The following is a 15,899-nucleotide window of genomic DNA, read 5'->3' on the forward strand; positions in this document are numbered from 1 at the left end:
TTTGAGGGAGATAATAATGAAAGCAGCGCGTTTTTATGACAGAGGCGATATTCGCATTGAAGATATCCCTGAACCAGAAGTTACTCCCGGCACTGTAGGTATTAAGGTAGCTTGGTGCGGAATTTGTGGTACAGATTTACATGAGTTTATGGAAGGACCAATTTTTATTCCACCATGTGGACATCCACATCCTATTTCAGGAGAATCTGCGCCGATTACCATGGGACATGAGTTTTCTGGTGTGGTCTATGCCGTAGGTGAAGGTGTTAATGATATTGAAATTGGTCAGCATGTAGTCGTAGAGCCTTATATTGTGGCCGATGATGTACCGACTGGACCGGGAGATAATTACCATCTTTCCAAAAATATGAACTTTATTGGTTTAGGCGGACGTGGCGGTGGTTTATCGGAGAAAATTGCGGTTAAACGCCGTTGGGTGCATCCAATTTCCAATAAAATTCCGCTAGATCAGGCGGCACTAATTGAACCGTTATCTGTAGGTCATCATACCTATGTGCGCAGTGGTGCAAAGGCTGGTGATATTGCACTTGTTGGTGGTGCAGGTCCCATTGGTTTGTTGCTTTCGGCAATTTTAAAAGCCAAAGGTCTTAAGGTCATAATTACCGAGTTAAGTGCAAAACGTAAAGAAAAAGCCAAAGAGTCGGGTGTTGCAGATTATATTTTAGACCCATCAGAAGTTGATGTTGTTTCTGAGGTCATGAAAATTACCAATGGCAATGGCGTCGATGTTGCCTTTGAATGTAGTAGCGTTAACAAGGTGTTAGATACGTTGGTTGCAGCAGTGAAACCAACAGGCGTTATTGTTATTGTTTCGATTTGGAGCCATCCGGCATCAATTAATGTGCACAGTGTGGTAATGAAAGAGCTTGATGTACGCGGCACAATTGCCTACGTAAATGACCATCAAGAAACCATTAAACTGGTTGAAGAAGGTAAAATAAATCTGGAACCTTTTATTACGCAGCGTATTCAACTTGATGATTTGATTTCACAAGGTTTTGAGACCTTAATTCATAACAATGAATCAGCCGTTAAGATTATTGTACATCCATAAATAGATACTCAAGCCTATAAAAAAGAGCGATGATTCGCTCTTTTTTTATTAAAGTAAATTGTTGTTTTGAGCTTCAATAATAGGGGGTAATGGCTGCCCTAAAGAACTTAGAGACTCACGTTCAATCAAACGTACAATTGAATCTAGTGGTAAATCATTTTCTTGCAAACCAAAAGGTTCTTCAATTTGAGCACTTAAGGCATCTAAACCTAAAAACATATAAGCGATTAAGCCGACAATAAGTGGTGTCCAAATGCCTAAAGCTGCTTCAAGACTAAACGGTAATATGAAACAAAAACAGTAAACGGCACGGTGTAAAAGTACTGAATAAGAGTAGGGTAAAGGTGTCCCGGCAATTCGGTCACAACCTGCTTGGATATTGCCTAGTTCAACAATATGACGCGTCAATGTGCCATAGATAATGTCACTAATTTCTCCGTCTTTTAGAGCTTTGACTAAATCTTTTTGAATATTTTCGAGCACAAACTGGGGTGCATTAATATGTTCATTTAAGTGATCAAGTGAAGAATTGCTCAAATAGGCATGTTCAAGAAATTTTGTTGGCTCGGCCGTTTGCTGTCGCAGCCGATCACGCAGTAAATTAGTAAAAATTAAAACTTGATGAATTAAATGTTCACGTTGTTCTTTGGATAGAACATGGCTATCTCTGACAATATGTCTCGCATTTGCAATTAAAGCGCCCCAAAGTTTGCGGCCTTCCCACCAACGGTCATAACACGCGTTATTGCGAAAACCAGTACAAATGGAAAGGATCACACCAAAGATCGTAAAACCAATTGCGGGTACGGTAGGAATTTGAATCCAGTGATAATAAGAAAGCCAAACTACACAGGCAGAAATAAGAACAACAAAACTCAGCGCTGGCAAAACCTTGGGTAGAACTGTTCCTTTCCAAGCAAATAAGAGTCTAAATACATTGCTTTTATCACGAACAATCATATAACGCCTTTGAACTAACGAACCTAACCAAGTGCAATATGATACGCCTTAGATCAGATAAATACCTACCTAAAGCTTATGTTTTTGTCTATATCGCCAAAGCGTAGTACGGCTAATTCCAAAAATATTCGCGACCATATTCAAGTTATGGTTATATTTTTCTAAAGCTGCTTGCACATTTTCAGGACTAAGCTCTGTATTTGTCTCGGGTAATTTAACGTAATCATCGGCATTTAAGAGTTCATTTGGTAAATCTTCAACTTCAATTTCATCTTTACCATTTGCCATAGTTAAAGCATAAAGCAATGTATTTTTAAGCTCACGAACATTTCCTGGCCAATCATAATTTAATAGAACTTGCATTGCTTTTTGATTGACGTGACGAGGCATTGTGTCGAGTTGAGTTGAGCTTTCTTTTAAAATTTGATCGACAATGAGTGGAATATCGACTTTTCGCTCTCTGAGTGGGGGTATAAAAATTGGAATCACACGCAAACGGTAGAGTAGATCATGGCGGAAATGCCCAGCCTTAGCCTCTTCGCGTAAAGCTTTATGTGTTGCGGTAATAATTCGGACATTGGCTTGAATCGGTTTTTCACCACCTACGGGAGTAAATTCACCTGTTTCTAACACCCGTAATAATTTAGCCTGAAGCTCTAAAGGAATCTCGGCAATTTCATCCAGAAACAGTGTTCCGCCTGCGGCACGTTCAAACACGCCTTTATGGTCACGAATTGCTCCTGTAAAAGCACCTTTCACATGCCCAAATAGTTCACTTTCTAAGATATTAGAATTTAAAGCTGCACAGTTAATCGCTACAAAAATCTTATTTTTACGTTGGCTATAATCATGAATTGCTTGTGCTACAAGTTCTTTGCCGCTACCAGATTCGCCGCGGACGAGCACTGGAAATTCAGTAATCGCCACTCTATGAATGATTGAAAACATACGGGCCATTTCTGGTGAGCAACTATTAAAGATCTTGCTTAAGTCTTGCAACTGTTTTGTTAGCTCTACTTGATCCGCCATATCATTCTCTATGCTAACGGGCTGTAAAATATGCAATTTCCCGATAATGCGATGCTCTGCGATGTAAATATCATTTTCCTGATAGATAAATCGCTTTCTCATTTTAGGAGTATTGATTTCGAGATATTGATTGTGATGGTCTTGAGTAAGCGCTGCCATGCTCTCAACAGAAATGTCGTCTGTATTAAATTTATAGTGAATTGCTTGAGTAGATGTGTCTGCTAAAAACAGACTGGCATTTGGGAATAAAGCTTTTAACTGCTCAAATAAAATAAAAAAATCTTGTTCTGACTCAAAATTTAACTTTGCCATTGTCTGTGTTTCATAATCGTTTCATTGAAACATACTTGAGTTTCAAAGGAACATCAAGTTCAATAGGTTTCCCAACTTTAATTTTAATTAATATTATAAATATTTGATTTTTATATTTATTATTTAATTTTAAATAATTGGCATCTTATTTGCAAAATATAGGAAAGAAATAAATTATTAAGGTATAAATCATGTTCTTTAAGCAGTTTTTTGAAAAAGAAAGTTCGACTTATACATATATGCTTGGATGTGAAGAAACACAAGAGGCTGTTTTAATTGACCCAGTTGCATCAGATATAGAGATTTATGCAGAAGAGTTAGAGCAGCATCAATTTACGCTCATCTATACCTTAGATACACATGTTCATGCAGATCACATTACCGCTGCAAATTTACTTCGTGAACGTTTCCATTGCAAATCGGTTTTACATCGAAACTCAGATGTAAATTGCGGAGATATTTTAATCACAGATGGTTGCATGCTTAAACTGGGCAATCTCAGTATTGAAGCACGCTATACACCAGGTCATACCAATGCTTGTACAAGTTATCTGGTAGGAAATATGGTTTTCACAGGTGATGCATTATTAATTGATGGATGCGGTCGAACTGACTTCCAGCAAGGTAATGCAAGCATACTGTATGACAGTATTCATAAACAACTTTTCAGTTTACCTGATGACACTATTGTGTATCCAGGACACGACTATAAGGGACGTTTGTCTTCAACGATTGGTTATGAACGCTTAAATAATTCACGTCTAGGGCAGAATCGCTCGCGTGAAGATTTTATTAAGTTGATGAATAATTTGAATCTTCCATATCCAAAACAAATTGATAAAGCGCTACCTGCGAATCAGGCCTGTGGCTCAACTTCACAATCATAAAAAGGTGGCAATATGGAACTTAAACAAGTTAATCAAGATTTTTATGTTGCTGGACAGATTACTGCCGACGATATCGCAAAAATTGCAGATCAGGGAGTAAAAACTCTGATATGTAACCGCCCAGATGGAGAAGGTGCAGACCAACCTAATGTGATTGAAATTAAAGAAGCAGCTCAGCAATATGGCTTAAACGTAATTTATCAGCCTGTGACCAGTGGTAAAATTACCGATCTGCAAGTTGCTGATTTCAAACAGCTTTATCAAAGTGCTCAGAAGCCCGTTTTAGCATATTGTCGCTCTGGTATGCGTGCAGTCAGTTTGTGGGCTTTGGCTGAAGTTGCTCCAAAAGATGCAGCGCTTTTAGTAGAGTCGGGTAACAAACTTGGTTTTAACTTGAAAGGGTTGGTGCCACGTATTTTAAAACGTGATCATGAACCAGCGACAATTCCTTGTTATAGCGTTGTGATTGTGGGCGCTGGAGCAGCAGGAATTTCTGTAGCATCGAGCTTACTGTCTCGTGAACCTCATTTAGATATTGTCATTATTGATCTGGCAGACACTCATTACTATCAACCGGGTTGGACCATGGTCGGTGGTGGTATCTTTAAACCCCAAGTAACCGCACGCTCAATGGCAAGTGTGATTCCTTCAAAAGTAAAATGGATGAAAGCAGCAGTTGCCGGATTCGACCCTGAGCATAATCAGGTTATTTTGGAAGGATGCCAACCCATTCAATATAAAGCTTTGGTCGTCTGTCCCGGTTTAAAACTGAATTGGCATGGAATTGAAGGTTTAGTCGAAACCTTAGGTAAAAATGGGGTGACGTCTAACTATCGTTATGATTTAGCGCCGTATACATGGGAACTGGTGCAACAGCTAAACGGTGGAAAGGCAATCTTTACCCAACCGCCTATGCCGATTAAATGTGCAGGTGCTCCTCAAAAAGCAATGTACCTTTCAGCTGACTACTGGTTAAAGCAAGGCAAACTCAAAGATATCTCTATCCATTTTTATAACTCAGGCGGTGTTTTATTTGGTGTGAAGGAATATGTACCTGCACTAATGCAATATGTCGAAAAATATGGTTCAGAACTACATTTTAACCATCAACTTGTCAAAGTAGATGGGTCTGCAAAAAAAGCATGGTTTAAGGTGGTGAACGATGAAAATGCAGCATTGGTCGAGACTGATTTCGATATGTTGCATGTTGTTCCACCACAACAAGCGCCAGACTTTATTCGTGCAAGTACGCTTACTGATGAAGCAGGCTGGGTGAGTGTGAATCCTCAAACCTTACAACACACACAACATGCCAATATTTTCGCTTTAGGTGATGTGATGAATGCGCCTAATGCCAAGACTGCTGCTGCGGCACGGGCACAAGCCCCAATCGTTGCTGTAAATGTTCTCGCACAACTGAATGGTGAGCAGAATTTCTGCGAGTACAACGGCTATGGTTCATGTCCACTTACCGTTGAGCGTGGAAAAATCGTTCTGGCTGAGTTTGGTTACGGCGGCAAACTACTTCCTAGTTTTCCAAAATGGGTGATTGATGGGCAAAAACCATCTCGTTTGGCATGGTTACTTAAAGAACAGATTTTACCGCCGATTTACTGGCAAGGCATGCTCAAGGGCCGCGAGTGGATGGTCAAACCTGAGCGAGGATAAGTAAAGCAACGCTTTACCCGAGCGCAAGACGAGAACTATGTTCGAGTTAAGAGGATAAACAAAGCAACCTTTGTCCTGAGAAGCGGTTGAAGCTTCGTAAGAAGGCGAGAGCTATGCTCGAGTGGAAGAGGTTAAGTAAAGCAACGCTTTACCTTGAGAAGCGACTAAAGCTTCGCAAGAAGACGAGATCTATTCACTCATTAACCAGCAGTCTACTGCAAATGATGTATATGCAATTTTAGGCTTTTGATATGTTATTACTTGTCGTTGAAGGCATCGTGATTGGCTTTTTACTTGGTCTTACTGGCGCAGGGGGCGGTATTCTTGCTGTACCCGCGCTCATGACCAGTCAAGGCTGGAGCGTGGCTCAAGCTGCGCCGATTGGGTTGTTGGCGGTTGCGCTATCTACATTCATTGGAACCATTGAAGGCTTATTTAAAAAGATAGTTCGTTATCGTGCTGCGATCTGGATTGCCTTAATTGGTGCTCCAATGGCACATATCGGAATTTTAATAGCCAACGCGATTTCACCTGTCTGGCTCATGTTAATGTTTAGCTTAGTCATGTTTACAGTAGGCTATCGACTTATTAGTAACCGAGTATCAGACTTTCATAACCCGCCGTGTCAGGTCAACCCAAGTACGGGACGCTTTATCTGGAATTTTAAAACGGGAAGCGTTCTTGCAAGCATCGGAATTATTGCTGGTCTTTTAACAGGCATGCTAGGGGTTGGTGGCGGCTTTGTAATTGTACCGGCGCTTAGAAAAGTCACAAATTTGGATATGCATAGTATTGTTGCAACGTCACTTATGATTATTTTTCTCATTAGTGGAATGAGTATTGTGATGCATATTGCAGAGGGTTTTCACTATCCAGTAGACATTACTAGTGCGTTTGCGCTCGCATGTGCAGTTGGTATGTTATTAGGGCGCAGAGCTATTCGTTTTATTCCGTCTGCAATTGTGCAAAAAGTCTTTGCTTTAATGGTTTTTGCTGTCGCAATTTATATGGTCATTAAGATAGTTAATCTAACAAATATCTAAGTAATATAGTATTTTAACCCTTTGTATAAATATCAAATTTCAAACGACGAGATGTTAAAATTATCTTGGGAAAATTGATTTAAACCATTTAAATTTTTGAGAAAGTGAAATGAAGCGAGTTAACGTGGCAATTTGTGGTTTTGGACGGATTGGGCAACAAATTGCAGAGCTTCTTTTTAATCGATCGACATACTATAAACAAAAATATCAAATTGATGCCCGTTTAGTGGGTGTCTGCAACTCATCATCAGGTTTAATTAACCAAGATGGTTTACAAGCTTCAAAGTTCCTAGACAAAACACAATATCAATCTGGTTTAACTGAGCAAAGGTTTTTAGAACAGGTTCAGGCGGATGTCATTATTGAGACTGGCCCAAGTGACTATGTGACAGGTGGAAAGGGCCTATTTTATTTAAATTATGCTTTAACACATAGCATGAATGCGATTGCAGTATCTAAAGGTGCGTTAGTCGTAGAAGGTAAAAAATTAATTAACTTGGCTCATCAACACAATAAAAAATTATTTTTTAGCGGTGCGACAGCCGCGGCTTTACCGACTGTTGATTTGTTTGAATATAACTTGGCTGGTTGTCAAATTTTAGAAATAGAAGGTGTTTTTACTGGAACTACAAATTTTATTTTGAATGATATGTTGCAACATGAATGTTCGTTTGCAGAATCTCTTGAAAAAGCTCAAGCAAAAGGTATTGCGGAACCGAACAGTTCTTTCGATGTGGATGGGTGGGATACCGCTGCAAAAATTACCATACTGGCAAATACTGTTTTGGAAGCTGATATAAAAATTCAAGATATTCCAAAACAAGGAATCAGTCATGTCACAGCCGATCATATACGTGATTGGAAAAAAGAAAATGTAGTTCCTCGTCTGGTTGGTTTTATTCATATTAAGAATCAGCAAATTCAAACAGGTGTTGAATTAAGATTAGTTCCAGCAAATCATCCTTTTGCTCACCTGCAAGGTTCTAATAAATGCATTCGGGTGTTAACGAAAGAAATGGGCGAACTTGTGGTAAGTGGAGGAGCCTCTGCACCTTTAGCTACGGCAGCTGCGGCTTTAAAAGATTTCGAGCTGATGTTGAAAACGGGCTGCTAAAATTAATCATGATTTATAAAAAAAGCAGGCTTTTAGGCCTGCTTCTCACAACTTTTTTGACTGTTAAATAACTTTTTTCCAATTTCAAATTTACTAAACATTAAGTAGTTGCCAAGTAAAATTAATAAAATTCCAAATAATGCATTTAAAGTCCACTCATATCCTTCAAAGAAGGTAGAAACGGTTAAAGCGACTAACGGAAAGAGCAATGTGCTATAGGCTGCTTTTGCTGCACCAATTCGCCCAACCAAATAAAAATAAGCAGAGAACCCAATAACCGTACCAAATACAGCCAAGTAAAGTACCGAACTTAAAAATGGTAAATTCATCGGCGGCATTAAGTTTTGGCCAGTAAATAAAGCTAGACTTAACATCACCAATGCCCCATAAGTCATAGCATAGCAATTTGTTGAAAAAATATTTAGGCCACGTTTTTGGTGTCTAACACTAATCATATTCCCTAAAGAAAAACCGTAAGTGCCTATTGCACATAGTCCAATACCCATTAATAACTGCGTATTAAACTGGCTATTAATCAGGTCATGCCAAAAGAGTAGAACAATACCACCAAGTCCTAAAAGTGCAGCTGGAGCAAAGTTTGGCGAAGGTTTTTGCTTAAAAAAGATAAGCGCATTAATGGCATTAAAGAAAACAGCCATCGAAAAAATAACGGACTCTAAACCGCTATTTACATATTTAACGGCGGTATAAAAACAAATAAAGTTTAGACCAAAAACGCAAAGGCCTTGCAGCATACAAAACAAGTGGTCTTTTAAAGCAATTCGCTGTAATTTTCCTGAAAATAGTAAAACAACCCAAAGTAATAAGGCTGAAATGGCAAAACGCCATAAAATCGCGACAACGGGTGTTGCATAATGGCTTTGAACGGCAATTCCAATCCATGTTGTTCCCCAAATCAACACCACCGCAACATAGAGTAAAATATTCATAACTTCATCCTCGATTACCAAGCTTAAGTATCTAGGAATGCTTAATTTTTCACGTATATATTCTTGTGTTGTACATGCAAGATCTTGCGTTTTTTATAGATCTAAACTAGCTGAATTTTGCTGAATATGGTTAACTTAAGCTCAATGATATTCGTTTTAATTTTGCATGGCCTATCAAACTTTAGAACAGCTACAGCAATCTAAAGCCAAGCTTCACGAAACTGTGGTGCTTGATGAAAATATGCAACTTGCATTTTGGTCTAATGAACAAGATCGTGTAAGTGTCTGTAGCGATCACCATACTTTAAGTCTTTATATTCAAGATGGCTATGAAAGCTATCAAAAAACACCTGCTGGTTGGAAAAATGGCGGTGGGCCGGGTCGTTTTTGCTTGTTGCCTGAACATCAGGAGTCGACTTGGGATATACGAGGCGGGCTTAAATTTGTTCACTTGTATTATACCGACCAACATTTGCGTGATGTTGCTGAAAAAATATGGGACAAAGAGCCCAATCAAATTGAACTAAATGAAGTTGTGTTTAATGATGATGAAAAGATTCGAGCGCTATATCAGTTTTTCTTGCTAGATTGTGATTGGAATGATTCAGCAAACCATTTACAAATGAGTACAACCGCCAGTTTATTGCTAAATCATTTAATTCGAAGATATAGCAATGTTAAGTGGCAGCAGCCTGTCATTAAAGGTGGACTGGCACCTCATAAACTCAAATATATTCAAGACTGGATTGAAGGGCATTTAGACCAAGCATTGACTTTGTCAGACTTGGCAAATGTTGTGAATTTAAGCGAATACCATTTTGCTCATATGTTTAAACAGTCCATGAATATGGCGCCTCATCAATATGTCATGCAAAGACGCTTAACTAAGGCAAAAGGGCTCATTCAGTCATCTCAACTTTCTTTACAAGATATTGCCCTAGTATGTGGTTTTAGTTCAGCGAGTCATTTAAGTCATCGCTTTAAACAGTTTTATGGCATGAGTCCTTCACAGTTACGTTAAAGGGCTCATGACTCATTTTTATAAAAGATAAACACCTAAACCAATCAGTGCTGATGCAAAAATGACATACAACACGTTAATGTTAAAGCGGAATAAAGCAATAAATGCAGCCACGGTAATGAGGGCTGCGATAACATCAAAGTGACCAGAAAAACCGTGTGGCCATAATACGTGATAACTAAAAAATAATGCTAAATTTAAAATGACACCGACCACAGCCGCGGTAATTGCCGTGAGTGGCGCCGTAAACTTAATTTCATTATGTGTAGATTCAATAATGGGTGCACCAGCAAAAATAAATACAAATGAGAAGAGGAAGGTAAACCAAGTCACAATGACAGCGCCTAATGCTCCAGCAAAAAATAGATGCTCGGGCCCAAGTAATGAATGATTGACACCTCCTAAAAAACCAACAAAGGCAACCACCATAATCAGTGGGCCGGGTGTGGTTTCCCCTAAAGCCAATCCGTCAATCATTTGAGTAGGTGAAAGCCAACCGAAATGATTTACAGCCCCTTGATAGACATAAGGTAAAACCGCGTAAGCCCCACCAAAAGTGAGTAACGCAGCTTTAGTAAAAAACCATGCCATTTGAGTATAAGAATGATGCCATCCAAAATATGCGCCTAAAGCTAAAATTGGTAATAACCATAACCCGATAGCAATTAAAATAAGTTTTAATAAGCCTAACCAATGAAATTTGGCATGTGCTGGTGTTGGAGTATTATCATCAATAAATGCCGGACCATAATCTTTTTGACTGGTTTTATGTCCAACCGTTGAGGAAAATAGTTCTGGGTACTTTTTACTCGCTAAATAGCCAGCGATACCAGCTGATAGCACAATAAGTGGGAAAGGAAGCTTTAAGACAAAAATGGCAAGAAATGCTGCAATTGCGACGAACCATAAAAATTTATTTTTAAGCGATCGGCTACCTATACGGTACGTTGCATGAAAGACAATTGCGGTGACGGCAGGCTTAATTCCATAGAAAATACCGGCAATAACGGGAACATCTCCAAATTTTATGTAAACCCAAGATAGTCCAATTAAAATAAATAACGAGGGCAATACAAATAGAATACCTGCAACTAATCCTCCAGCAGTTCTATGCATAAGCCAACCAATGTAGGTTGCTAATTGCTGTGCTTCAGGGCCGGGTAACAACATGCAATAGTTAAGTGCGTGTAAAAATCTTTTTTCAGATATCCAGCGCTTTCGTTCAACGAGTTCCTGATGCATTACAGCAATTTGTCCAGCTGGCCCCCCAAAACTAATAAAACCAAGCTTGAGCCAAAATAAAAAGGCTTGCCAGAAGGTGACCTGCTCCACTGAATCATCAGGGTTACTTTGTTGTTTTTTTTGCATATTATCCCCTAAAAAATAATAGTAATTTTTACGTTTATGGCATAACGGAGTATGTTTTATAGCATAACAAACACAAATGTATTTTTTATGATAATGATTCAACTTTTATAGATAACTATTCATTAATTCATTGATATGAATTGAAATTATTTTTTCAACTAAAGTTATCGCTTTAAATTATTTCCAAAGCTGAAACATTTTAAACATTATTTGCTCAAGTTGTTATAACAGGTTGTGCATTGTGAGCCAGCTACCTCAAGATCCCAAAAATCATAAACCTCTTTACGATCAGTTAAGGGAACTCATCCTGAACAAAATCGTAAATGGGGAATATGCCGTGCTGAGCCAAATTCCATCTGAAAATGAGTTTGCTGAACAGTTCGGTGTAAGCCGAATCACAGTTCGCCAAGCACTCAACCAATTACAGTTGGAAGGCTATATTTTTAAGGTGCCAGGTAAAGGGACCTTTGTAAGTAAGCCAAAAACATTCCAGAACATTTCAAGTTTGCAGGGTTTTGCAGAAGCAATGTCATCTGCTGGTCACGAAATTTTAAACCGTGTCATCTCGGCCGAGCTTAAGCAGATCCCAATGCACGTTGTGCCCAAATTAAAGTTACCTGTTAAAGCCAATGTATATGAAATTCAACGTGTTCGTTTGCTAAACCGTCAGCCAGTGTCTTATGAGTTGACTTATTTGCCAGAACATATTGGTTTAAAGCTGAAAGAAAAAGCGATTGATTTACGTACAACCGATATTTTCAAGGCATTAGAACAAGAGTGTGACATCCCTTTGGGACATGCGGATTTAAGTATTGATGCCACGGTAGCGGATGAAGAATTAGCGGCTTTGTTGCAAGTTGAAATCGGAACTCCAGTATTACGGGTTGAACGTTTGACTCACGATGCAAATGGCCAACCGATTGACTATGAATATCTCTATTTCTCGGGCGATACCTTTCAGTACCGTTTACGTATTCATCGTTAATAACTCAGATAAAAATAAGGATTTTACAATGGAAACTAAATATCTTGAGTTTGATATTGTGGTTATTGGTGGTGGAACTGCTGGACCAATGGCTGCGATTAAAGCAAAACAAGAAAACTCGAATTTAAAAGTCTTGCTCATTGAAAAAGCGAATGTAAAACGCAGTGGGGCGATTTCAATGGGAATGGACGGGCTGAATAATGCTGTTATTCCCGGCTATGCAACACCTGAGCAATACACCAAAGAAATTACCATTGCCAATGATGGAGTGGTTAACCAAACCACTGTCTATGCATATGCAAAGCATAGTTTCAAAACTATTCAACAGCTCGATCAATGGGGCATTAAGTTTGAAAAAGATGAGACTGGCGAATTTGCAGTAAAAAAAGTACATCACATGGGGGCATATGTTTTACCCATGCCCGAAGGCCATGACGTTAAAAAAGTTTTATATCGTCAGTTAAAGCGTGCTCAAGTCAAAATTAATAATCGGATTGTCACTACGAAGCTTTTAAAAAATGAAGAAGGTGCAATCAATGGTGTACTTGGTTTTGACTGTCGTAGTGGTGACTTTTATGTCATTAAAACGAAAGCTGCCATTTTATGTTGTGGTGCCGCAGGGCGTTTAGGTTTGCCATCTTCTGGCTACTTAATGGGTACTTATGAAAACCCAACCAATGCAGGTGATGGCTATGCAATGGCATACCATGCAGGTGCTGAACTTGCCAACTTAGAATGCTTCCAGATTAATCCATTGATTAAAGACTATAACGGCCCAGCTTGTGCCTATGTGACCGGTCCTTTAGGAGGTTATACCGCTAACAGTAAAGGTGAACGTTTCATTGAATGTGACTACTGGAGTGGTCAAATGATGTGGGAGTTTTACCAAGAACTGGAAAGTGGTAATGGTCCTGTTTATTTAAAAGTAGATCATTTGGCTGAAGAAACCATTCAAACCATCGAAGAAATCTTGCATACCAATGAACGCCCAAGCCGTGGTCGTTTCCATGAGGGCCGAGGAACTAATTACCGTCAAGATATGGTGGAAATGCATATTTCGGAAATAGGTTTCTGTAGCGGACACAGTGCTTCTGGTGTATGGGTCAATGAAAAAGCCGAGACTTCGGTTAAAGGCTTATACAGTGCTGGCGATATGGCGGCTGTACCTCATAACTATATGCTTGGTGCATTTACCTACGGATGGTTTGCGGGTGTAAATGCCGCGCAATATGTGAATGCAATTGAAGATAGCGAATTAAACCAAAAGGAAATAGACGCAGAAAAAGCTCGAATATTTGCGCCACTGGATTGTTCAGAAGGTTTACCAGCCGAACAAGTGGAATATAAGCTGCGCCGTTTTGTAAATGACTATTTGCAACCGCCTAAAACTCGCCAAAAAATGGAAATTGGGCTCAAACGTTTTGAAGAAATTAAACAGGATATTAAGCGAATCTCTGCAAGAAACCCGCATGAATTGATGCGTGCTGCTGAAGTTTCTTTTATTCGAGACTGCGCGGAAATGGCTGCTAGAGCTTCACTGTTTAGGGAAGAAAGCCGTTGGGGACTGTACCACTATAGAGCAGATTTCCCTCAAAAAAATAACTCGGATTGGTTCTGTCACACGCATTTGAAAAAAGATGAACAGGGCAACATGGTCAGTTTCAAAAAGCCAATCGAGCCTTATGTGGTTCCGATTAACCAAGATGAAGCTGTGTCTTATGACCATTTACGTATTCAAAAAGACGTTGCTCTTGCAGACTAAATAAATCAGGAATTTAAAACATGGCTTTTATTTTTAGAGAAGTTCAACACCGTACTATCGCACCCGTCATTATCGATGAAGATAAATGTATTGCTGATAAAGGATGCACCGTCTGTGTAGATGTTTGTCCAATGGACTTATTGGCGATCGATCCCACAACTCAAAAAGCTTTCATGCAGTTTGATGAATGTTGGTACTGCATGCCATGTGAAAAGGACTGCCCAACGGATGCAGTCAAAGTAAATATCCCATACCTACTCAAATAATTAATTTGGAATACTCAATATGAGACAAAATAAATTGATCAATAAAAAACTATTACTCAGTAGCTTAATTAGTGCCATTGTACTTGGCACTTTGGGGTGCGGCAGTAAAACAGAAACTGTGCGTGTCGCCATTGGCACGCAAGACACCACCATTAACTGTGCAACAGGTGGGTTGCTCATTCGTGAATTGAATTTATTACCAAAATATTTACCTAAAGATGGTGAATACAAGAATGTTAAATATGACATTCAATGGAAAAACTTTACCTCTGGTGCACCACTGACCAGTGAGATGGTGGCTGGTCGACTAGATTTGGGAGCAATGGCTGACTTTCCTGCTGTTAATAATTTAGCGGCATTTAAAAAAGCTGGAAAAGAAAGCATATTTTTAGCGCCTTTGTCGGGCAGTATTAATGGTAGCGGTAATGCGATTGTTGTTCCAATTGACTCAAAAGTAACTTCACTTAAAGAGCTAAAGGGGCAGACTATTTCTGTACCTTTTGCCTCAACTGCTCACGGACTATTATTGCGAGCGATTCAAGCAGAGGGCTGGCAACTTGATAAAGATATTAAAGTGATTGCTCAGGCGCCAGAAGTGGCGGGACCTGCATTAAAAAGTCATAAGATTGCTGCGCATGCTGACTTCGTACCTTTTGGAGAGTTATTTGCTTACCAAGGTTTTGCTAAAAAAATCTATGATGGTTCACAAGCAAAATCACCCACATTTCATGGTTCACTTGCGAGCAAGGATTATGCACAGCAGCATCCAGAAGTTATAAAGGCTTACTTACAGGCAACCATTGAAGCAAATCGCCTGATTCGAGAACAACCCGAAAAATATAGTGAGCTTATTGCCGAAAAAACCGGTATTCCTGCCGAAGTTGTCTATTTATTTCATGGTCCACTAGGTCTACAAACTCGTGACTTAACGTGGAAACCTGAATATCGAAAAGCGACTCAAATTGCGATAGACACCTTAAAAGTTTTAGGCAAAAACGACGGTACGCTTGATGTGAATAAATTTATTGATGACCAATATATTAAGGATGCATTTCAGGCATCTGGACTTAATTACAGCCAGCAATTGGCTGACTATGCAAAATCACCTTTGGTTGCCAATGACGCTTTAACGGGCCAACCCATCAAAACATTTAATCGGGTAACTCAAATTTGGGTAAAGGGTGAAGAAAAAGTGCGTAGCTATGAAACACCTGAGCATGCTTTTTCTGATTTAAAGAAAATTCAAGCCGCTGGAAAAACAGTGCGCGTAGTTTATAGCCAAGATCATCAGTCCGACATTAAGTTACTTGCTAATTTGGCATGGTATGCCACAGATAAAACAGGACAAATTCAGGCCTTTTTATTAAAAGATGATGCTGAAAAATGGGCTAAACAACAAGGCGGAAAAGTATATGACTTTAAAGCTATTCAGCTTGTAACACAGAGCTGATGTGTTGTC

General features: G+C 39.2%; 14 protein-coding genes. 10 read left to right on the forward strand and 4 right to left on the reverse strand.

The window, feature by feature from the left end:
• The first annotated feature begins 16 nt into the window (after window positions 1-16).
• The gene (locus tag OD757_RS09740; RefSeq protein WP_263031721.1) at window positions 17-1,075 is read left to right on the forward strand and encodes a 2,3-butanediol dehydrogenase; all 1,059 of its coding nucleotides are present in this window, start codon (window positions 17-19) and stop codon (window positions 1,073-1,075) included.
• A 48-nt stretch (window positions 1,076-1,123) separates the two neighbouring features.
• On the opposite strand, the gene OD757_RS09745 is transcribed toward OD757_RS09740, so the two are convergent.
• Together OD757_RS09745 and OD757_RS09750 are read right to left on the reverse strand one after the other, a co-directional pair.
• On the reverse strand, window positions 1,124-2,035 hold the full coding sequence (locus tag OD757_RS09745) for a bestrophin family protein (RefSeq protein ID WP_263031722.1): 912 nt from the start codon (window positions 2,033-2,035) through the stop codon (window positions 1,124-1,126).
• A 69-nt stretch (window positions 2,036-2,104) separates the two neighbouring features.
• Complete coding sequence (locus tag OD757_RS09750; RefSeq protein WP_263031723.1) at window positions 2,105-3,376, reverse strand: sigma-54 interaction domain-containing protein; 1,272 nt, start codon at window positions 3,374-3,376, stop codon at window positions 2,105-2,107.
• Between the two features lie 191 nt (window positions 3,377-3,567).
• Between OD757_RS09750 and OD757_RS09755 the strand changes: the two genes are divergently transcribed.
• The 4 genes from OD757_RS09755 to OD757_RS09775 all read left to right on the forward strand — a co-directional run bounded on the left by OD757_RS09755 (window position 3,568) and on the right by OD757_RS09775 (window position 8,088).
• Window positions 3,568-4,263, forward strand: a complete 696-nt coding sequence (locus OD757_RS09755) for an MBL fold metallo-hydrolase (RefSeq protein ID WP_263031724.1) — start codon at window positions 3,568-3,570, stop codon at window positions 4,261-4,263.
• A gap of 12 nt (window positions 4,264-4,275) precedes the next feature.
• A complete protein-coding gene (locus tag OD757_RS09765; protein ID WP_411267185.1) occupies window positions 4,276-5,931 on the forward strand; it encodes a TIGR01244 family sulfur transferase in 1,656 nt (551 codons plus the stop codon).
• Between the two features lie 251 nt (window positions 5,932-6,182).
• On the forward strand, window positions 6,183-6,974 hold the full coding sequence (locus OD757_RS09770) for a sulfite exporter TauE/SafE family protein (RefSeq protein WP_263031725.1): 792 nt from the start codon (window positions 6,183-6,185) through the stop codon (window positions 6,972-6,974).
• Between the two features lie 109 nt (window positions 6,975-7,083).
• Complete coding sequence (locus OD757_RS09775) at window positions 7,084-8,088, forward strand: homoserine dehydrogenase (protein ID WP_263031726.1); 1,005 nt, start codon at window positions 7,084-7,086, stop codon at window positions 8,086-8,088.
• Window positions 8,089-8,120: 32 nt separating this feature from the next.
• Here the strand turns inward: OD757_RS09775 and OD757_RS09780 are convergent, their stop codons facing one another.
• On the reverse strand, window positions 8,121-9,038 hold the full coding sequence (locus OD757_RS09780; protein ID WP_263031727.1) for a DMT family transporter: 918 nt from the start codon (window positions 9,036-9,038) through the stop codon (window positions 8,121-8,123).
• Window positions 9,039-9,204: 166 nt separating this feature from the next.
• Between OD757_RS09780 and OD757_RS09785 the strand changes: the two genes are divergently transcribed.
• On the forward strand, window positions 9,205-10,059 hold the full coding sequence (locus tag OD757_RS09785; RefSeq protein ID WP_263031728.1) for a helix-turn-helix domain-containing protein: 855 nt from the start codon (window positions 9,205-9,207) through the stop codon (window positions 10,057-10,059).
• An 18-nt stretch (window positions 10,060-10,077) separates the two neighbouring features.
• On the opposite strand, the gene chrA is transcribed toward OD757_RS09785, so the two are convergent.
• Window positions 10,078-11,427, reverse strand: a complete 1,350-nt coding sequence (gene chrA / locus OD757_RS09790; protein WP_263031729.1) for a chromate efflux transporter — start codon at window positions 11,425-11,427, stop codon at window positions 10,078-10,080.
• Between the two features lie 241 nt (window positions 11,428-11,668).
• On the opposite strand from chrA, the gene OD757_RS09795 reads away from it, so the two are divergent.
• From OD757_RS09795 to OD757_RS09810, 4 genes are read left to right on the forward strand one after another with little or no spacing between them, the layout of a single operon-like run.
• Window positions 11,669-12,412, forward strand: coding sequence for a GntR family transcriptional regulator (locus tag OD757_RS09795; RefSeq protein ID WP_000080816.1), 744 nt, complete (start codon window positions 11,669-11,671; stop codon window positions 12,410-12,412).
• A 28-nt stretch (window positions 12,413-12,440) separates the two neighbouring features.
• A complete protein-coding gene (locus OD757_RS09800; protein ID WP_263031730.1) occupies window positions 12,441-14,174 on the forward strand; it encodes a fumarate reductase/succinate dehydrogenase flavoprotein subunit in 1,734 nt (577 codons plus the stop codon).
• 20 nt (window positions 14,175-14,194) lie between these two features.
• A complete protein-coding gene (locus OD757_RS09805) occupies window positions 14,195-14,440 on the forward strand; it encodes a ferredoxin family protein (RefSeq protein ID WP_263031731.1) in 246 nt (81 codons plus the stop codon).
• Window positions 14,441-14,459: 19 nt separating this feature from the next.
• Complete coding sequence (locus OD757_RS09810) at window positions 14,460-15,890, forward strand: ABC transporter substrate-binding protein (RefSeq protein ID WP_263031732.1); 1,431 nt, start codon at window positions 14,460-14,462, stop codon at window positions 15,888-15,890.
• The last annotated feature ends 9 nt before the right edge of the window (window positions 15,891-15,899 follow it).

It is taken from the genome of Acinetobacter sp. AYS6, from assembly GCF_025630795.1.
GTDB lineage: Bacteria > Pseudomonadota > Gammaproteobacteria > Pseudomonadales > Moraxellaceae > Acinetobacter.